Raw genomic sequence first — 21,693 nt, forward strand, 5'->3', positions numbered from 1 at the left:
TAAAAATATTTTACTTTTTTTATTTTTTAACTTTTGCGTAGATGATTTCACCAGTTTCAAGGTTAGCTAATTTTGCTACTTGATAATCAATTCCATAATCATCTTCACGATTTTCCATTCCAACAACTTTGTGAGCAACTTCATTTAAAATTACTTCTTGTCCAAATTTAGGAGCAATAGTTAATTCAAATTCTTTTTCTTCACTTGTTAGTTCAACCATTGTAGCTGAATAGTCATCTGTATATTTATCAATGAAGTCTAAAGCTTCTTGAGTTGAACTCATTTCATCAATTGTATCAGTATCTTCTAAGTTATCTAAGAATGCTAATGCATCAACAGTTGAACTCATTTCATCTTCTTCAAATTCAATTAATTCATCATCAATTGTATATTTACCATCAAGTTCATCAATAAAGTTTAATGCATCTTGAGTTGAACTCATTTCGTCATCTTCATCAAGTTCAACTTCTTCTTTAACGCTTGTCAAATCATTGACAATATCTTTAAAGTCTTGGAAAGTATTGTTTAAGTTATCATCTTCGGTAAAGAATGTAGTGATTTCATCTTCAACTTCGGTAATTAATTCATCAAGAGATTGTTCTGTTGTTGAATCTAGATTTAAAGTTCTACTTAATTCTTCTAAATCTAAACTAGGATCATTTTGACTAAAGTTTGACATTTCATCAATTGTTTCAGTTCCATTATCTTCAAAGTCATAATCAACTTCTTCAAAGTTAATTTCAGATAAAGTACTTAGACCATCTAAATCAAATTGTTGGGTTACAGCATCTAAATCAAATTCATCTTCACCAAAGATTGCTTCTTCATCAATTGTTTGAGTGTTATTGTCTTGAGTCACCGTATAAACATTATCTGTTAATTCCTCAAATTCATCTTCAAGATCTTCTAAGATAGTTTTTAACATTTCTTCATCATCTAAGTCTTCTAAGATTGAAGGAATTTGAGTAGTTGAACCAAATTCATCTTCTTCAACTTCTTCTAAATCTAATTCAGCAAATGTTTTACTATACTCATCACTATTTAATTCAAATTCCTCAATAGCATTTTCATATACTTCTTTTCTAGCTGAATAATCAATTGTTTTATCAAAGTTATCTGTAAATTCATCTAATTTAAATGGCACATCAATAGTTTCATCTAAAAGACCTTCAACAGTTTTTTCTAATTCCTCATCATCTAAGTCTTCTAAGATATCATCAATATCAATTGTTTGAGCCATTGTTGGATCTTCATTAAAATCAACATTGATATTGTTAATTGTTTTATCAATTACTTCTTCACGTATTTCTTCGATTTGATTTGCTAACTCTTGGTTGATAACTTCTGTTTTTTCTCTTGAGGCTTGTTGGTGGATTAATTTAGAATAATGATCGATTCGTTCTTGTTCTTTTCTTCGTTGTTCTAGAAATTCGGCATGAGCTTCAGTTTTGACAACTTTCTTTTCAACAACTTCTGCAATTTCTTCTTTTTTAGTTAAAGCTTCAATTCTTGCAACAAATCTTCCAAATGAATTTGTACGATCTTTGTGGTTATCTTTTAATCAAATTACAAAACTAATATATTTTTTTACATCATCTAAAAGTTCGTCACTAAAACTATAAAATTCATTTGACATAATTGATACTACTGTTTCAGTATCTAAGTTCATATCTACGTATTCATCAATTTTATTAATTAATCTTTCATTTAAAAAATCTTTAATATTATGTTTCATAATCTCAACCTCTAGTTTTTCTATAATAATTATAACTAAAATAAAAACAACCAATGTGGAAAAGTGGACAAAAAAACACCTATTAAGGTATTTTTTAATAAATTATAAGATTATATGACTATTTAATAGCTTCTCTTGCTTTTGCGATTGAGTTTGCTAATGTAGCACATGATTCGTTAAACATTTTTTGTTCAGCATCTGTTAAGTCTCATTCAATGATTGATTCTCATCCATTTTCCCCAATAATTGCAGGTACTCCTGTGAACATATCTGTGTTTCCATATTCTCCGCTTAATTTAGCTCCAACCATTAAAGTAGTTCTTTCGTTGTTTAAAACTGCTTTAACAATTCTTGTTAAACAAACACCGATTCCGTAGAATGTTGCTCTTTTTAATTCAATAATTTTGTAAGCCATGTGTACAGCTTCATCTCTGATTTGGTCTAATTCAGCTTGAGTAACTTTACCTTCAGCGATGAATTTTGAGATTGGTTGGTTCATAACTGTAGCATTTGATCAAACAGCTACTGATGAATCTCCGTGTTCTCCAGCTAAGAATGCGTTTACTGATTCAGGAGCAACATTTAATTTGTCTGCTACTAATCTTCTTAAACGAGCTGAATCTAAAGTAGTACCTGATCCAATAACTTTGTGAGCGTCGAATCCTGTAGCTTCTTGATAAACTAATGTTAAAACGTCTACTGGGTTTGAAGCAATAACAGTGATTCCTGTGAATCCTGATTTTTTAACTTCTTCAGCGATTGATTTCATAATTACAGCATTTCCTGCAACCATTTCTAATCTTGTTTCACCTTCTTTTTGTGGACGTCCAGCTGTAATAACAATTACATCTGCGTCAGCACAATCAGAATAATCTCCTGCTTTAACTGTTGTAAATGGTTGTGGTAAAACAGCCATAGTATCAGCTAAGTCAATTGCGTTTCCTTGAGCTGCAGCTGGGAATGCATCGATTAATACGTAATCTGAAGCGATTCCTTGGTTCATTGCCGAATACATAAATGATGTTCCAACGGCACCAGCACCGATTAAAACAACTTTGTTTGATGTTTTTTTCATATATTTTCTCTCCTTATATATAATTTCTTAAATATTATAACACTTAGATTTTTTAACTAAATTGTTTTCTTATTTTTTCTTATTGTTTTACTTAAATTAAGCCGCTGCTTAAATTCAGCCGCAATTTTAAAATGGAATTTCTCGATATACATCTGATAAATCTATAAAATATTTTCTTCTCTCCGCATCACTTGTTTTATCTATAACTCTGATGATTCATTCTCACATTTCGTAAAAAATATTTTTTACAACATCATACGAACCGCCATCTTCTTGACAGACATCTTCAAAAAGTTCCACTAAATTAGAAAGTACCTCACGGTCATTTTCTACAATTGATATTAATCCAGAATATCTATAATCATTAAATAAAACTTTAATAATAAATAAAATTTTAAACAAAAATTCAAATGAATTTCTACGCTTTAACTTTTGAGTCTTCTTCAACTCCGCATTTATTATTTTGATACCCTTGCACATCCCTAAATAATTATTCTTTCTCGCGATTGGAATCATCATTTTTGATAATAATAGATTTAAATCAACATTTAAATCTATTTCTTGAACCTTCGGAAAAGTAGAATTAGACCCATCATACAATGCACAAATTAACCTCTCTTTGTACTTAGACCCATCATAATTAGTAAATCCATGAATTGCTGCCGCAAAAGCCAAATCATAAAGATCATTAAAACTAAACCTCGTCTTTTTCGAAATGGCAATTAACCTAGAATCCAATTCTTCTAAAAAGTAACTTTTATTGTCAATTTCGTTTTGTAATCAAATTGACAATAAATTACCGAAAAACTTGTTTTTTCTAACCTTTTCAAAATCCGAAAGAAAGGATTCTTTCAAAAAAGGCGAATTTTCTACAATATCCCATATATTATCTCGGCCTTTGTTCAAATCAATTTCAATTATTGAACGTAAAACTATGTCATTATCTCCCAACAAAGATAGATTACTTTCAATTAGATTTTTGATAGCACCTGGTTTTTGTAAATACTTATACGAAAAAGGATTCTTAAAATTTATTATCCCTGTTGCTCTATTAAAAATTTCAACCGGTGTAATCTCTTCATAATTTCATTCGGAAATTATGCTTTTAGCGATTACATTTCTTTCTTTTTCGTTATTTGCTCTCGCTAAATTTTCCAGTATTCTTTCCTTATTGTAATAAATATAGATATCGTCCGGCGTTACAATCTCAGTTTCAAATTCTTGAAAACGATTCTCATCCACCTGTAATGTTTGATTATAGTTTTCAAAAAGCTTATTAAAATTCAATGAATTAAAAACCCCTCCATCAAGTTGTGTCCTGAAATTTCTGAGATCTTCATATCGAATGTTCAAACCGCGATTTAAATTTGAGAAGATTTTTTGAACTGATAAAAAATCATATTTAAGTGTTTCCATCATAGCAATTTCACTCATTACTTGTTCATCGAATAAATATCTATATTTCTTCATCAAAAACTTTCTCCATTTCTCTTTTGTTATAGACGAAATTCTTAAACTTCCTATAATTAGAAAGTGTCATTCCTAACTTGATTTCCTCTTCAGTTGCATTTGGTAATATCTCTTTCAACACATTTTCAGAAGGTTTGAATAAGAATATTTTTTCGAAAAATTTTTCCTTAAAATCACTTCCTGAAGTATTTACTATTTGTTCAGAAGTCACGAAAAGAAATGTGAAACCATATTTATATTTTGAATTTTTACGTATTTTATTAATTGATGAAATTTTAGTTATTATATCATTTTCTAAATTATGACTTGAACTATTTTTTTCAACTCTATTTAAATCATCAATTATGAAGATTAAATCTTTTTTATTTTTGTTACATCACTTTTCAATTTCTATATGAGGATTAATTTTATAAAACATTTTATTTTTTATTTTTATATTTATCAATCAACCCAATATGGCTATTAAAATCATAGAGACAAAAAGTAAAATGGAAAGTGCAGGTCAAAAATATTCTTTGGTCAAGAAAAAAGTTTCTTTAACTTCATCATAATAACTAAATACATGGTTTTCGCACAAAATTCCAAACGCTATTCACAACGAACTGCAAATAGTGGTCGCGATACTGATTACTAAAATGGGTAAACTAAGAAAATACTCTTTCGATCAGAACTTTTTCCTTTTAGTACCATCTAGACTTTCTATCAAAAAATTGTAAAAATTTCTCTTAATATCAAGGTCGGGTTTATCAAAAGAATTCAGCACATTTATTGCCGAAAGGTATCTGTATTCCATTTTTTTCTTATATTTAGTATCAAATTCAGGTTTAAGGTTTTCATCAATGAATTTAGTCTTTCCTAAACCTCACGCGCCTGAAATTGCTATATTATCAAATTCGGCCACACTTTTATTAGTTCTTCTGTTTTGAAAAACTTGAAATGCATTTTCTGCAATTTTTTCAGCTAATTCAACCTTGGAATGATCACCCTCAAAAATTACTTCTGCTATCACGAGACTTGCTTTTTCTTCATTTTTATCAGTCATTATTTTTTATCCTTCTTACTATTTTTCTTATTTAAAAATTCTTTTAAATCTTGATCGTTTTCTAATCCTTGATTCAGTTTTTCATCCATAAATGGATTGTATTTTTCTTCTTCAATTTTAACTGTTGTAGTCTTTTTAACAACAACATCTTTTCTAACTTTAGTATCTTTAGATAATAACTTTTCAGCGTCACACGTTTTTTTAGTTGGCTTAACAACTTTTTCTAGAACCTTTTCATCAATTTCATCATCGGGAGAAATTGATAGTTCTTTAACTTTTTGAGCTTTAGCTTCTTTTAACCTATCTTGTTCTTGGTTATATAAAAAGATTTGTTCACCAATTCTTGAAACTGATTCAAAGATTGAACCACAAACCATTCCAATAAAGATTAATGGAAAGATTCCATAAAAAGTATTCATTCCAACTTCATGGTTTTTAGTAGTTAATCCAATAACTGTATAGATTAAGCTCATCAATCCTGCTATTCCATAACTAATTAAAGATCCAGTGATAAATCAGTTATCTTTTTTAGTATATGTATAACCACTCTTAGTTTTAAGAAACATTCTTAAAACTAAATAAACGATTATTCCAACTAATCCTATAACTAAAAGAATTGCTGATACTGTATTTAAAGTATTGGTATTTCCCTTAAAGATATCTTTTCATCATGATAAGAATACTAACAATGGTGCTAGTAATAAAAACAATGATGAAATAGTGGCTATATATTTTGTAAATGTATATGTTTTTATATTCATATATCCTCCTAATATTTTTCAATAACTTCTTTTAATGTTGTTTTACGAGTTATTGGTTCTCTTTTAATAGCTTTTAAGAATAATTCTTTATCTCCAACGATATATAAATGATCTTTAGCTCTTGTGACTGCTGTATATAATAATTTCTTATTTAGGAAGAAAGAACTTCTTCCTGGTTCAATTGCTAATATTACATTTTGATATTCACTACCTTGAGTTTTATGCACACTACATGCATATGCTAAAGCAACATCATTGAAGTTATTTGATTCCAAAAAGGCATTGTTTGTTTGGAAATCAACTCAAGCTTCTTCAAGCTTATTGTTTTTCATTTTCAATGATTTGATAATTCCAACGTCCCCATTACTTAGATTCATATCACTATCGTTTTTTAGAAACATAACTTTATCTTCAACCGTATATCTGAATCGTCCACGATCATAAACTAGATTTGGACTCATGATGTTTTCGTTGAACTCTGCTTGGATATAACTATTTAAGTTTTCAATTCCTAATTCACCAGCATAAACTGGAGAGATGATTTGTAAACTTAAAGGATTATCCAACATTGTTTCTTTATGATCTTGATAAACGTTTTTTATAAACTCTAATGAGTTTTTATTATCTGCAAAGTTAATTGTCAAGTTTTCTAAATTATCAAAATCTAGATATTCGACAGTTTCTTCTTGAATAGCATAAGCTAAATCAATGATTCCATTCCCGCCAGCTTGACGGTGAATACTTTTTAATTTAATTGTTGGAAAACGTTTAACGCTAATAATATCTTCAAACATGTTTCCAAATCCGACTGATGGTAATTGATTTGCATCTCCAACTAAAATAACTTTTTTAGCATCTCCAACAGATTGTATGAATTGTGAAAATAATCTATTTTCAATCATTGAACATTCATCAATGATAATTAAATCGTTTGTTAATGGATTCTTTTCACTAATTTCAAAATCATCATTGGCATTAGCTTTTAATAACTTATGTAAAGTAGTAGCTGCTAATTCTCAACTAGATTCTCTAATTCGGCTTGCAGCTCTCCCGGTTGGGGCAGCAATTGCTACATCAACACTGTTTTCTAGTTTTCTAAATAATTTAACCATTCCTTTAATAACTGTTGTTTTACCAGTTCCAGGACCCCCAGTTAAAATCATTAAACGTGAATTTGCAAAAGTTCTTAAAGCTAGTTTTTGTTCTTCATCATAACTAAAGTCAGGATTTCTAGATTCAACTCTAATATCACTTTCAACTTCTTTAATAGCTCTATTTATAGTTCCATCATCATGTTTGATGATGTGAGTATTTAAGTCATGAAGTTTTCTAGCAATAATTTGTTCATCTGTAAAACTTTCATATGTGTAAATACGTTTTTCAGTTAGTACTAATAATTCTTTTTCTTTAGCATATAGAATACCATCCATTAAGATTTCTTTGTCATTAATATTTAAAGTCTTAGATATTTTGTTTATCAAAGTTCCGAGATTTGTATAAGTATCCCCAGACTGCATTAGAACATCACCAGTAAGCTTTCAAGCTCAATACCCTATTCTTTCTGGATCTACTTGTTGAAGACCGAAATAAAGGGCAATTTTATCAATTTCTTCAAATGGTTTCATCTTACGACGAATTGCAAATCTAAAGAAATCATTTTTAAAGATTGATTCAATTTCAGCATCACTTTCAGTATACTTGCGCATTTGATTTAAGATATCTAATTTAAGATTATTTTCAAAGAAGATAGAAGTTAACTTCTCATCCTCTTCAATCATACGCATTTGAGTTTTAATGATATGAGCATATTTAGGATCTAACCCAGGAATATCAAATAATGAATCAATATCATCTTTGATTTTCTTCATAGCTTCATCACCATAGTGATTAACAATTAATTCAGCAGTTACTTTTCCGACAGTTGGGAAAAGTGGTGAAGATAAGTATTTAACGGTTTGCTCTTTAGAGTTAGCTTCAGCTACTTTATATGAATCTACAATAAATGATTTTCCATATTTTGGATGAGTTTCAAAAACACCATTAATTTCATATAAAACTTTTTGCTTCATTAATCCAATATTTCCATTGATTTTAATTTGGGCTTTAGCATTTTCTTCACTTGAAAAAATTGCTAATCCTCATCCATTATCGTTGGCATATAAAATTTTGGAAACATGTCCTCTTAATACTTTTTTATCTTCCATATTTTTACCTAATTTCTTTACTTATAATTTTAACAAAATAAAAAGAGGTTACCCTCTTTTAAAAACAATTGCTTTGAAGATAATAAATAATAATCAAAATTCACCTATTCTTCTTCATTTAAGTTAACAAAATTGAAAATACCCTTTTCCTTAATTAAATCGACAATTTCACCGTGTCTTTTTTCAATATATTCAGGTTTTAAAGCATTATAATCTATAATGTTGAAATCATTTGAAGTTAAAGGGTCAGTTTCCTTCGACTTCTCTTTAACAATTTTACTTTTCTTCTCAGACTCGTTATTAGAAGCGGTAATGTTAGTATTTTTATTCATCAATCTTATATTACCAAGACAGTCCCTATATTTTGCAATAGCTTCTTCATTATCCTTCAAATCTTTCCATACGTCAGATTCCATAAACTCAGGCTTCGGATTTTTAGGAAAGGCATGCTCTCCATCAATCAAATTTAATTTTAAATGTGTGTGTGGCTCTAAAGTTTCCATAAAAATCAACAACAACAAAGCTTTGTTAAGACTGAAATCTAGAATCTCAAAATTAGAAAATCTTTCAAAAATATCAATTTCACTATAAATTTTAAAATCTCGCTTTACATTTAAGTTTCCTTCTACGATTTCATCGAAAGACACACAATCTTTGGAAATGGAAATAAATTTCATTATTTCCTTTATTCTGTATTGGAAATTACCGGGTGATTTACCCAATAAATTCAACTCAATGATTGAATATTTTATCATTTTAAGAATAATTTCATCTGTAGAAGATGAATCATACCCTTTCTTAGTAAGTAAAAGATAGAGTGGTAAAATCTTCGTTCTTTTAAGTCAATGAATCAATTTACCTATGTAGTTCATTTCATCAGTTAAATATCCATCTAATTTTTCAAACGAATTAACCATGCCTGAGACATTAGTTAAGAAATTTTTATTTTTTCTATCGCCTATAAATTTTTTTATTTCAACAAATACTTCTGAATTAGAAGTGTCGTTATTATTAATTGAATTTATTCAATGAAATGCGTACTTATTCGATAAATCATTACTATCATTATGTATTTTAGTTATGACATCTGTGTATTTTTTCTTAACCATCAAAGCTTCAGGACCGCTCAAATTCTCAATTTCATTCCTGATATAACCATTTATAAGATCAAACGGTTTCAATGACATTCCTGTGTTATTCATGGTTTCAAAAATACTAAATGCATTTGACATATCATTTATTTCGATATTCAATACAAACGTGTTTTCAATAAGGTTTTCACCATATAGAATTAGTAATTCTGCTATTTTTTGGTAATCCTCTTTTAAATTTCAATCGTAATTTAACTCTGCGAATTTGTTATCAAAATAGTTAGAAATATTGTTGTAGTTCTTAATCACTATCGAATTCTTCTTAATGTCATCCATATCTTTTTGGTTTACAATTTTAAAAAAAGCGATTCTATCATTTTCATTATGGTGTGTTAAACGAATTTCATTTTCATTTCCGGACATTGAGCGAACTGCTTTTCGCTTTTTATTAACAAGTATAAGATTCTCGCATTTTTTTATAAAATCAGAAACATCTTCTTCTAGTTCTACAAATGAATCATCGTCAAACTTTGATCTCAATTTTTTTAAACTATTCGTTAAAAAAGCGATTATTAAGAAAATTGTTGTAATCCTTTGTTGTCCATCTATTATTTCTTTTTTTTCACCCGACAAAATAACAATGGGTCCTATATAATTCATAAAATTTGTAACATAAGTTTCGCCTTCTTTATCTGTTTTGTCATAAAAAAGTTCCAATGAATCAAGTAGTGCATTAACATGCTCCTTTGTTCAACTATAATTGCGTTGATAATAAGGTATTAGAAAAATATTTTTAAATAAAGTTTCTATACTTATAAAATTAGGATTCGCATTACCTCTTTTTAATTCTGCCATTTTTACATTTCCTCTATTTTCTTTCCGAGACACTTTGTACAAATAAATTTTCGTTTATTTGGTTTCATAAAATCTTCTTTTTCATAATAATAAATTTTTGTTCTATTTTCTAAACAAGTACTACAATATGTCTTCAATTTTTTGATAGTAAGGCTTGTGAAGAGACCAAATATTTTATATTTCTTTGTAAATAAAATTTTTAATAATATATTTTCCTCAAAGCCTTCTTGGAAAAAAAATTCATTCTTTTGATAAATGGTATTTACCCCTTCTTTATGGTAACTAATTTCTTTTCTTTTTTTTCAAGCCATCAATTCTTTCTGAATTTGAAGAAACAATATTCGTTAATTTAGTTTTAATTTTGAGTTTGCTGTTGTTTTCGTTTTCTGGAAGAAAAAAATATGTAGGAAAAATATTCTCATGCTTTTTAAAAAAATTAAATCAAACATCTGTTATATCACAACTTCGTATATTATCTTTCTCATCGTGATTTATGATGTCGATGATTATTAATTCACGTATAAGTATATAAATTTCATTTTTATCATCATCAAGAGAATTAAAAATATTCATATTATTTAGTAAATATTCTTCACTAAAAATCATTTTGTACATATTGATTACCTCTCTTATCTAAAATGAATAAAAACTCTTTAACGTATTTTGTGCGATTCTTCAAATTTCTAGATCCTCTATATGCATTATATTTCTCTTCTATCACAGTAACTACACCTATTTCAGACAGCATTTCCTTTATTTCTTCGGGTCTGATGAACCCTTCGTTATTAAATGAAATAATAACAAATTTAGAGTCTGCCTTTTCACATATAAAACGCAAAGATTCCTTTGCTATACTCATTTTATTGAAATCTGATTTATTTCAATTATCTGGTATTCCGGATACCTTGCTTATATTTTCTGGTCTCTTGTAATCATTTATTATATTCAACATAAAATAATTTGAAGAATATGGATGTTGATTATAAGGGGGGTCAATATAGACCAAATCAAGATTTTTCAATTTTAAGATTAATTCTTTGGCATCTTCCTGATGAACTTCAAATTCAGAATTAAAATTAGAGAAGATAGGCCTCTTAATTTCGATGTCTGATTTTATTCTCGAAAGTGCATTTTCGCCATTTCCCCCGAATTGCCCTATTCCTGTCTTTGAGTTTTTGAAAAATCCTTTAAATACGCCGGATGTGTTGTTTTTTATAGAGCATTCACTTAGTAATGGTGCGATGAAATACTTTTGATAATCTTTTGGAATTTTATCAATTGCTTGTCGAAGCGAATCTATAAATTTTGCATTTCTCGTTGTATAAAATACTCTCTCACCTTTTTTTATATCCGTATCTTCCTTTGGCGCATATAATTCTTGTATTATCCCCGAAGAGTTTTTCTTCATATCCTTGACAATTCGCTTATAGTATTTCTCGTATTTTTCGAAATCAAAATCACGAGAATTAGTTAAATAACATTCATTGATAATTTTAGAATAACCTTCAAGATCATTAACTATTACTTTGGTTGAATGCTTTTTTAAGTTGCGTGCGACGATACCTGAACCAGAAAATAAATCAACCGTTACAAGCCTTTCCTTTTGAAGCTCGTCTTTGACGTACGTAATTCCAGCATTTATTAGTGGCAATAGTGCTCTCTTATTACCCAAATACGTTATTATTTGCTGTGTTAAATATTCTTTTGATTCCATACATTACCCATTCTATAAATCATTTATATCATTTATTATATAACAATAATAAAATAATAAAATGAGAAAATAAATAAGAAAAATATTCTCAGAAAGAAATAACTTTCGAGAATATAGATGCTTTTAATTATTATTTTTAATCTTCAAATAAATCATCAAAGTTCAATTGAAGTTTTTCTTTTTCTGCTTTTGCAGCTTTTTTCTCTTTATCAGATTTTGGATTGGCATTGACCGAACCAAGAATTGAAGTGATATCTCCTAATAAATCAGAAAGATCAGTTCCTTTAACTTCAGCAGCCGCTGCTTTCCCAGCTTCTTTAACTTCTTTAGTGGCTACAACTTTAGCTGTAACTTTGCCTTTGTTAGCTTCACGTTTAGCATTTAATTCAGCTTTAGAAACATATTCTTCACCTTCATTTGAACCACTATTTGATTCAGGTGGTAAATCCCCATTTACAGCCGTGTATTGGTTTTCTAAACTAGCGGCAACTATCCCTTCAACACCAGTATCAGCTGTTGTTGAAGATGTATCTAAGAATTTAGCCTTAGCTACAATAATTTCTTGATATTCATCATTTGAATCCAATACTCTGATAATGTCATCTTGATTTACGCTAAATCCAAATGTTATATTTTCGCTTCCACGTTTGCGTTCTGGTAATAAACGCGTTCCACGTTTTGGACGAATATAAACGGGCACTTCATTTTGATCAATTTTTTTCATACTGTCTTTTTCAGTAATAATCATAATTGCATCATTATCAGATAATGCTTTTCCCGAAATAATGAAGTCATCTTTCAAGTTTGAAGCCTTAACACCTTTAGAGTTTGTTCCTTGGACAGGAATATCTTCAATGTGGTATCTAACTCCAAATCCTTTAGATGTAACAATAGTACAAGTTCTTGTTTTAGATGTTACTAAACTAGCTGATACAACTTCATCACCATCGTTTAATTTCATGATTCTAAATGATTTAGTAAATAACTTAGTTGCTAAGTCAATAATTGGAACTCTTTTAATCATTCCTAATTTTGTAGTTAGCATAATTTGTTGAGTAGCTTCTTCAAAGTTTTTAATTACAAATACAGAAACAATTTCTTCATTTCCATCCATTGTAGTTACAGTGTTTAAGTGAACTCCCATATCTTTTCATTTACTCATAGTTAACTTGTGTAAAGGAATTGAGTAGTATGTTCCAGCACTTGAAACTAATAATAAGTGATCAAGGTTTGAAACTTCACTTCTAGATATTCAGATATCATTTGGTTTACGACCAAATGTACTCATGTCATTTTTAGCAAGAACTGCGTTTTCAATAGCTTTTAGATACCCATCTTTAGATACTCATAAGTTGAATTTTTTCTCAACTAAAGTATCTTTGAATTCAACTTCTAAGTCTTCAATAAAGTCTACAACTTCACTTCTTCTTGGAGTTGGGAATTGTTTTTTAACTTCTTTTAATCTATTAATAATTTCTTCATCTCTAACTTCAGGGTTATTAATGATATTTGTTAATTTGGCGATTAAAAGTTCTAAGTTAGCTTTCTCTTCTTGAAGTTTAACCACATCAGTTGAAGTTAAACGATATAGACGCATATCAACGATCGCTACCGCTTGTTCTTTATTAAATCCAACAGCATCAACGTTCATTAAGTTTTCAATTGCATCAGCTCTATTTGTAGATTTTCTAATTGTAGCGATTACTAAATCTAAAATAGACATGGCTCTAATTAAACCATCAACAATGTTTAATCTAACTTTAGCTTTATTTAAATCAAATTGTGATTTTCTTGTAAAGATTTCAGTGTAGTGAACAATGTAAGCTTTAAGAATATCAATGATTCCTAATTGTAAAGGTTGTTTATCAACAATAACCACGTTGTTGTAGTTATATGAAACTGATAGTGGAGAGTTTTTAAATAAGAACTTTCTAACTGTTTCAACATTTGCTTTATCTGAAAGATCAATAGCAATTCTTAAACCAGTTCTATCAGTTTCGTCACGTACTTCTCTAATCCCTAAACCAGGATTAGCATCAACAACATCTCCAATTTTTCTTACAAGATCTTGTTTAACAACTTCATAAGGAATTTCATCAATAATGATGTTTCCTTTTTCTTCATGTCATTTAGAATTGATGATAACTTTACCTTTACCTGTAGCAAAAGCGTCACGAATACCATCGCGCCCTTGAACAGTTCCCCCCGTTGGGAAATCTGGTCCTTTAACAATATCTAGAATTGTATCTAATCTTGTATTTGGAGTTTTAATTAATTTAATAGTTGCATCAATTACTTCACCTAAGTTATGTGGTGGCATGTTTGTAGCGTACCCCGCTGCAATCCCAGTAGCACCATTTGCTAAGATGTTTGGAAAGTAACTTGGTAAAACTGTTGGTTCTTTTTCAGAATCATCGAAGTTTGGTGCGAACATAACTGTATTTTTTTCTAAATCTTCTAACATTAAATCAGAAATTTTAGCTAGACGAGTTTCAGTATAACGCATAGCCGCTGCACTATCACCATCAATAGAACCATTATTCCCCTGCATATCTACAAGAGGTGTTCCTAATTTTCAAGTTTGAGACATACGAACCATAGCGTCATAAATAGAAGTATCACCGTGAGGGTGGTACTTACCAATAACTTCCCCAACAACTCTAGCTGATTTTTTATAAGCTTTATCATTAGTTAGTTTTAATTCTCCCATTGCGTATAAAATACGTCTTTGAACTGGTTTTAATCCATCGCGAACATCTGGAAGAGCACGTTCCTGGATAATGTATTTAGCATAACGTCCAAATCGATCACCCATCAGGTCTTCAAGTGGATATACTACTATTCCTTTTTCATTTTCAACGTTCGAGTTGTCCATTACTTTTTTAGCCATATTGTGTTCCTCCTATTCTTCTATATTATCTTCTAATAATAATTCAGCATCAGAATCTTCTAATGTGAATTTAACATTTTCTTGAATTCATACTTTACGCTTTTCAGCATCATCACCCATTAAAGTTCTGAATGCTTTTTCAGCTGCTAAGGCATCATCAATTGTTACTAAGATTAATTTACGTGTTTGAGGATCCATTGTAGTTTCTCACAATTGATCAGCATTCATTTCTCCAAGTCCTTTATAACGTTGGATTTCAAATTTCTTAGTACTTGTTTTTGTATATTCAGCTAATTCTTCTTCATCTCATAAGTAAATAAATTTACGGTCTGAGAAAGTTAATTTATAAAGTGGTGGCAAAGCAATAAAGATATGTTTATTAACAATTAAGTCTTTCATATATCTAAAGAAGAAAGTTAATAATAATGTTTGAATGTGAGCCCCATCGGTATCGGCATCGGTCATGATAATAACTTTTCCATAATTGGCTTCACTAATATCAAAATCAGATCCAATTCCAGCTCCAATGGCTGTAATAATTGTTCTAATCTCCTCATTTTTCATTAATTCAGCTGGTTTAACTTTTTCAGAGTTAATAACCTTCCCCCTTAAAGGTAGGATGGCTTGGAATGCGCGATCTCTTCCTGATTTTGCACTCCCCCCAGCTGAATCCCCTTCAACTAAGTAAAGTTCGTTTAATTCTTTTTTACGACCTTGGGCTGGAGTTAACTTTCCAAGCATTGTACGAGCAGTTTTCTTACCTTTTGAATCACGAATAGCTTGACGAGCTTTTCTAGCTTCATCACGGGCCTTACGAGCCAATAAAGCCTTTTCTACAATCTTTGTAGCTGGTGCTTTATTTTCTGTTAATCAGAAACTCATAAAGTTGTATGTAACTTGTTCAACTGCTTGTTTAGCATCCGGAGTTCCCAACTTACCTTTAGTTTGTCCTTCATATTCAATTAAATCTTCAGGAATCTTAACTGTAACAATTGCAATTAAACCTTCTCTCAAATCATTTGAATCTAAACGAGCTTCTTTTTCTTTTAATAATTTATTAGCTTTAGCATAATCATTAATAGCTTTTACTAAACCAGTTTTAAAACCAGTGATGTGTGTTCCACCATCTCCTGTTTTAACGTTGTTAGCAAAACCTAATACAGTTTCATTATAGTCTTCTGTATATTGTAAACAGATTTCAGATTCAATACGCTTAGCTTCTCCCTTGATAGTCATAGGATCGGTGATTTTTTTCATATCTTCACCAAGTTCTTTTACGAATTCTTCTAACCCATTTTCGAAGTTATATTCAACATGTTTATCTGTTGTTTCATCTTTAAGAGTAATTTGTAACCCTGAGTTCAATAGTGCTGATTCTTTTAATCTTTCAGCAATAGTAGTAAAGCTATATTTTGTTGTTGTAAAAATTGAATCATCTGGAAGGAAGTTAACTGTTGTTCCAGTTCTATAAGTATTTCCAGTTTCTTGTAAAGGAATTGAAAGTTTTCCTCCATCTTTGAATTCAATTTCATGAATTTTTTTATCACGATAAATAGTTACTTTAAATTTCTTAGATAAAGCATTAACAACTGAAGAACCAACTCCATGTAGTCCTCCTGATGTTTTATATCCACTTCCACCAAATTTACCTCCGGCATGAAGCACACTAAAAATTACTTCTGGAGTTGGTTTTCCAGTAGCATGCATTCCAGTTGGAACCCCACGACCATTATCGGCCACAGTTACAGATCCATTTTTCTCTAAAGTAACATTAATTTCAGTAGCAAATCCAGCTAATGCCTCATCAATTGAATTATCTACGATTTCTCATACTAAGTGGTGTAATCCACGACTATCGGTTGAACCAATATACATTCCTGGACGTTTACGAACAGCATCTAATCCTTCAAGGACTTGAATGGCTGATTCGTCATAAGTGTTTGTGTTATTTGCCATATAAATCTCCTTTTTTACAACATAAAAAATATAAAGTTGCTTTAACTTTACTTAATAAATTATAAAGCAAAATATTATGTAAATAAAAAAAGTGGAAAGGTTTTCCACTTTTCCACATAGGTTTATTTTAATAACTTATAAGTTCTTTGAATAATTTTTCAAAATTATTCAAAGTATCTTTTGATAGTAATTTCTTTTCGAAAGTTTTTTTGAACACATAAGCATTATTATATTTCTTATCTTCTAAATTGTTTTTAACAACGTCTTCTTGGGAAAATAAATCTTCAATATTTTTTCAAGAAGGGTCTATATCAACTAGTGAGATCACATCATATTCTGCTTTTTCAGCAGTTTTTTGAAACTTCTTAGCAGTATTATCTCCATCGACTATAAACATTGGATTTTTCCTAATTTCACGAAGTTTATGTATTAATTCATTAAATTCTTTATCTGATTTTTTAATACCTTGAATTGGTATAAATTGCAAATGTTTATATTCTGGTTTTAATTGTTTGAAAGCTGTTAAATAATTATAATCCGTAATACCTTCCACAAAGAAAACTGTATTTTCAGGGTTCATAATTATGTGCTTCTCAACAGTTAAAGCATTTTTAATATTACCAACAATATCTTCTTCATTTTGAATTGTGAATTTATTTATGATTTCACATTCATTTTTTGCGTTTGAATACACAACTCTAACTTCTTCTAAATTATCAGTATTTATCATAAAAGGAGAGTGAGTAGCTATTACAAAAGTTAATCCATTTTCTACTGCATAATCCTTAAGGAAGATTCTCAATTCCTCAACCCCTTTTGGATGGATTTTAGAACCCGCCTCATCTATTATGATGATATCTCCAGCTGAAACATTTTCTTTAATTAAGAAGTTGAAGAAAAAGTTGAAGAATCACTTAAAACCTTCCGATTGCTTGTCAAGGCTAATATTTTTGTCATTATTTTGCATCGCAAAATAGATAGTTTCGGGAGTAAACCTTAAATTAAATTGATATTTATCAGCATGTGAATTGTATATTTTGTTAAACTGTGTATTTATTTTACCCATTTTTTTATTTACATCTTTTTGTAGGTCTTCCAACATTCCAGGGTTATGTGAAGTTTTAGATCTTGCATAATAACCTTCTATAACTTCTTTTGAAAAACCTAAATATTTGATTATATTTTGAATAGGTGTGGTTAATTCCAAGTTTTTGCATACTAATTCAGAATTTTTAATTTCTTTACTTTCGTTATAATCAATAACCTTAGGTATTATATCAAATCCCAAATTTTCTTTAAAATCTTTGATGATAGGATTTGAATGCTTAATTTTCAATATTTCATTTCGAATTATTACTAATTCCGAATTGCTATTAATATCTTTCACTCTTTTTAACAAACTATTAATTTTTCCTTTTTTATATAACAAATCATTGTATCCATTTTCGATATGTTTTAGCATATCGGATAAGTGTACAAAATAACTTTCATCTTCGATAATATCCTCATCAAAATTAGAGATTATTCTTTCGGTTGTAGTGAAATAGTCACGATTATATCCATAATATGAGTTTTCACCAAATTTATACCCGCTTTTTTCTTCTCATGCTATTTTATATTCTTTAGCAATTCTAATAACTTCTTCTTTGAAAATATCGTATGAGCTTTCTTTTATCCTTTCTTCAGCATTATCTGATATTTTATTTAAACTATATTCATTTTTTTCATATTTAAAGTTAACTTTATATTTGTTATTCTTAAAAGAATAATTCATTTCTAATTCAGGTAAGTTATCATCACTTAATTCGTAAAAACCATCATTAATATCTTCGCTATTAATTTGTTTATTTGCAAAAGCTTTAAGTCCAGAAAGGACGTTACTCTTACCTGAATTATTAGGTCCAATCAGGATAACCACATCTCCCATTTTTTTAGGATCAAGAGTATGATTTAAAACAATTTTTTGTTCACTTTCGACTCCGATGTTTCGATAATTTTTGAATTTCAAAACTCTCTCACTAAATTTATCTGTATACTTCATTTTTATTCTCCTTTAAGTTTTTCTAAAGCTTTTTTAGCTTGGGGATTTGTCATTGATTTAACTAAATTTAATAACTCTAATTTTTCTTCAGAAATTTTAGAATCATAACTTAAATCATTTAATATATATTTCAATATAATATTTTTATTTGAGAATTGATTTTTCTCAATGAATCTAAATAATTTTAATACATTTGAATTTATCAAATTATAATTACCATTTTCATACATTTCTATAAACTTATACATTGTAGGTCTCGATATTCCCATTTGTATACTTAGTTCAGAAATGCGAAGATCCATATTCTTCATTATTTCTTTCATATATATACGTCTCAATATTAAATATATCATTATTTTACAAAAAATGTAAAATAATTACAAAAAATGTAAAATAATAAAAAAACAACTAAATAAATAGTCGTTTTAATCTACTAAACTAGCAATCTTTGTAGCCACCATATCAATAGCTACTTCATTTCCATCATAATACGGAACAATAACATCAGCATAATCAATACTTGGTTCAACAAATGCTTCGTGCATTGGTTTAACAGTTTCTAAGTATTGTTCAATAACAGCTTCTGTTGTAAATCCACGTTCTTGAATATCTCTTGTAAGTCTTCTGATGAATCTAACATCATCAGAAGTTTTGATAAATAATTTAATATCTCCAAAGTTTCTTATTTTCTCTACATGTAAAGCTAAGATTCCATCAAGAATAATAACATCAGCTGGTTCAATACATTTAGTTTCATTAGTTCTTAAACTTGTATTGAAGTTATAAATAGGAACTTCAATACTTTCTCTATTTTTTAACTTAGTTAAATCTTCAGCTAATAGATCAATATCCATACTATTTGGATGATCAAAGTTTAATTTCTTACGTTCAACTATATCTAGATTTGAAAAGTCTTTATAATAGTTATCCATAGACATATATGTCACAGATTTATCTTTTAATATAACGTTTGCTATCCTTTTTGCAACTGTTGTTTTACCTGAAGCACTACCTCCAGCAATTATAATAATATGTACAGGTTTTTTATTCATATTTATTTACCTCTTCAAATAAATATTATAAACAAAAAAATGGCTTAAAAACCATTTTTCTCAGATTGTTTTCTTCATAAATCATCTTCTGCTATGGCTGTTTCGAAACTTCTGTTAGTTTCTTCACTTAATATTATATCCATGGCGTTTAAAGTTGTTAAATCTCTGTATCCAAATCATCTGGCGCGTTGTAATGTAGAATCAGATTGAATTGAATTAGCGGTTAAAACTTCTAGCAATAGATTGTCAAAAGTTACTCCTCTAGCGATTTTATAACCACCAATGATAAAAACAGAATTTATCCCATCAATGATTTCTTTTGTATCATATTTTTTATCTTCAGTTTCCAATCCTGACATTTTTACCAAAAATGTTTCCGGGTCATTAAGAACAATTGTTGATCATTTTCTGAAAAAATCAACAAAGTTAATTACATTAACTCTATTAAGCTTTTCGATTATCATCCTTTTTATAACATACATGTCTGGTGAAATATTCATAAGAAATATCTTTTCAAAATCCAGCGCGCTTTCAATTTCATGTTCTAATAATAAATTGTTGAATATTTTATTATTAGAAATGGCAAGATCGAAAAAATATTTATGTTTATTTTCTCTAATATTCGGGAAAAATAAACCATGTACTATTTTCTTTGATTTACCCAAATTAGCTTTTTCTCTATTATAAATATAAGAGTTCAAGAGGAAGAGTATTAAAGATAATTTTAGTAAATCATCTTCATTATGATCATTGGGAACTGTTTTGATGAAGTTTTTATTAAGGGTTTTAAAAACATTCATTTGAGAATCACTTCCAACAGCTTCTCTTAAATATTCAAAAGAATTTTCTTTATGGAAAACATCTATTCCACAATAAAAAGGCTGGTTTTCGATAATAAAATTATAGTGCATCCATTCTTCAATCACCTTAGATTTCAATAACACAGTTTTATTATTGATAAAATTTTCTCTTGTATTTTTAAATATTTTATAAGGTGTAGCTGTAAAGGCCAAATATTTTAAATATTTTCCAGTTGAATGACAACTCTCTTTAATATCCACCAAAATATTGTATAGCTCAGGATTATTTATAATCTCTGAATTATCAAATCCTCAATCAGATTCATCATCAAGAATAAGGATACCATTTCTATCAGAAATCGGATTCATGCCCTGTACAATACTTTTCATCTTATTGTAATTAGAAGTATTTTTTAAAACAAAAAATACATTCATTTTGTTATTTCTATTCCAAATTTCGATTTGATTGTTCAATTCTGCAGTTTGAATTTCATCATTAATTGAAAATCTACCTTTTAGATTTATAAATGAAATAGCAGGACTATAATCAACCCCTAAAAATTTAGAAAAATCATTATTGAATATTGAAAAATCATTTTTTTCTACTATATCTTCTTTTAAAAACTTTTTGAAAGCAAATGTTTCTTTAACAAACCTGTTAAATGTTTGTTTATGCAAAGGGTCATTATTACCAGTTAAAATAAAGACGTTTTTAAAGCCCAAACTGTAAGCTTTTATGAGAGAACATATCATATTAGCAGTTTTTCCTGATTGAACCTCACCGTATGCAAGTACACCACTATAATCAGACTTGTATTCAACATTACTTTCATCAGCGAATAACCCTTCTATATTTTCTTGTAATATATCGTACAAATCAGGATAATTAAAAACATTATTCGCTTGATAGTGTAAGAAAGATTCAAGAGTTAAGGGGAAATCGGAATAACTTTTAGTTTTAAGGAAACTGTTACCAGTCTTTTTAAATATTTTTAAAGTGTTCATAG

At 28.8% G+C, this 21,693-nt stretch carries 16 protein-coding genes; all 16 read right to left on the minus strand.

The window, feature by feature from the left end; translation table 4 throughout:
• Positions 1-19 precede the first annotated feature (19 nt).
• The 16 genes from G319_RS0104290 to G319_RS10125 all read right to left on the minus strand — a co-directional run bounded on the left by G319_RS0104290 (position 20) and on the right by G319_RS10125 (position 21,691).
• A complete protein-coding gene (locus tag G319_RS0104290; RefSeq protein ID WP_026389827.1) occupies positions 20-1,735 on the minus strand; it encodes a hypothetical protein in 1,716 nt (571 codons plus the stop codon).
• A 118-nt stretch (positions 1,736-1,853) separates the two neighbouring features.
• Complete coding sequence (locus G319_RS0104295) at positions 1,854-2,810, minus strand: L-lactate dehydrogenase (RefSeq protein ID WP_026389828.1); 957 nt, start codon at positions 2,808-2,810, stop codon at positions 1,854-1,856.
• A 126-nt stretch (positions 2,811-2,936) separates the two neighbouring features.
• Positions 2,937-4,280 carry a hypothetical protein gene (locus G319_RS10085; RefSeq protein WP_026389829.1) on the minus strand — a complete coding sequence of 448 codons (1,344 nt, stop codon included), beginning with the start codon at positions 4,278-4,280 and terminating at the stop codon, positions 2,937-2,939.
• Positions 4,267-5,322, minus strand: coding sequence for a P-loop NTPase fold protein (locus G319_RS10090; RefSeq protein ID WP_026389830.1), 1,056 nt, complete (start codon positions 5,320-5,322; stop codon positions 4,267-4,269). Before G319_RS10090 ends, G319_RS10085 begins: the two co-directional genes overlap by 14 nt.
• Positions 5,322-6,083 carry an MFS transporter gene (locus G319_RS10095; RefSeq protein ID WP_026389831.1) on the minus strand — a complete coding sequence of 254 codons (762 nt, stop codon included), beginning with the start codon at positions 6,081-6,083 and terminating at the stop codon, positions 5,322-5,324. Before G319_RS10095 ends, G319_RS10090 begins: the two co-directional genes overlap by 1 nt.
• 8 nt (positions 6,084-6,091) lie before the next feature.
• Complete coding sequence (gene recD2 / locus G319_RS10100) at positions 6,092-8,287, minus strand: SF1B family DNA helicase RecD2 (RefSeq protein ID WP_026389832.1); 2,196 nt, start codon at positions 8,285-8,287, stop codon at positions 6,092-6,094.
• Between the two features lie 104 nt (positions 8,288-8,391).
• A complete protein-coding gene (locus G319_RS10105; protein ID WP_026389833.1) occupies positions 8,392-10,233 on the minus strand; it encodes a DUF262 domain-containing protein in 1,842 nt (613 codons plus the stop codon).
• A gap of 2 nt (positions 10,234-10,235) precedes the next feature.
• Complete coding sequence (locus G319_RS10110; RefSeq protein ID WP_026389834.1) at positions 10,236-10,544, minus strand: hypothetical protein; 309 nt, start codon at positions 10,542-10,544, stop codon at positions 10,236-10,238.
• The gene (locus G319_RS10115) at positions 10,516-10,848 is read right to left on the minus strand and encodes a hypothetical protein (protein WP_026389835.1); all 333 of its coding nucleotides are present in this window, start codon (positions 10,846-10,848) and stop codon (positions 10,516-10,518) included. Before G319_RS10115 ends, G319_RS10110 begins: the two co-directional genes overlap by 29 nt.
• Complete coding sequence (locus G319_RS0104335; protein WP_026389836.1) at positions 10,829-11,947, minus strand: DNA adenine methylase; 1,119 nt, start codon at positions 11,945-11,947, stop codon at positions 10,829-10,831. Before G319_RS0104335 ends, G319_RS10115 begins: the two co-directional genes overlap by 20 nt.
• Positions 11,948-12,083: 136 nt before the next feature.
• A complete protein-coding gene (parC, locus tag G319_RS0104340) occupies positions 12,084-14,837 on the minus strand; it encodes a DNA topoisomerase IV subunit A (protein WP_084514152.1) in 2,754 nt (917 codons plus the stop codon).
• Positions 14,838-14,849: 12 nt separating this feature from the next.
• Entirely contained in the window at positions 14,850-16,793 is a 1,944-nt protein-coding gene (parE, locus tag G319_RS0104345; RefSeq protein WP_026389838.1) for a DNA topoisomerase IV subunit B, read from the minus strand.
• A 127-nt stretch (positions 16,794-16,920) separates the two neighbouring features.
• A complete protein-coding gene (locus G319_RS10120; RefSeq protein WP_026389839.1) occupies positions 16,921-18,834 on the minus strand; it encodes an AAA family ATPase in 1,914 nt (637 codons plus the stop codon).
• A gap of 2 nt (positions 18,835-18,836) precedes the next feature.
• A complete protein-coding gene (locus G319_RS04860) occupies positions 18,837-19,157 on the minus strand; it encodes a hypothetical protein (RefSeq protein WP_051350900.1) in 321 nt (106 codons plus the stop codon).
• A 102-nt stretch (positions 19,158-19,259) separates the two neighbouring features.
• Complete coding sequence (gene udk, locus G319_RS0104360) at positions 19,260-19,886, minus strand: uridine kinase (RefSeq protein ID WP_026389840.1); 627 nt, start codon at positions 19,884-19,886, stop codon at positions 19,260-19,262.
• A gap of 44 nt (positions 19,887-19,930) precedes the next feature.
• The gene (locus G319_RS10125; protein WP_026389841.1) at positions 19,931-21,691 is read right to left on the minus strand and encodes a Z1 domain-containing protein; all 1,761 of its coding nucleotides are present in this window, start codon (positions 21,689-21,691) and stop codon (positions 19,931-19,933) included.
• Positions 21,692-21,693: the final 2 nt, after the last annotated feature.

The sequence above is a fragment of the Tullyiplasma multilocale ATCC 49900 genome, from assembly GCF_000483165.1.
GTDB classification, from domain to species: Bacteria; Bacillota_I; Bacilli_A; order Mycoplasmatales; family Mycoplasmataceae; genus Tullyiplasma; species Tullyiplasma multilocale.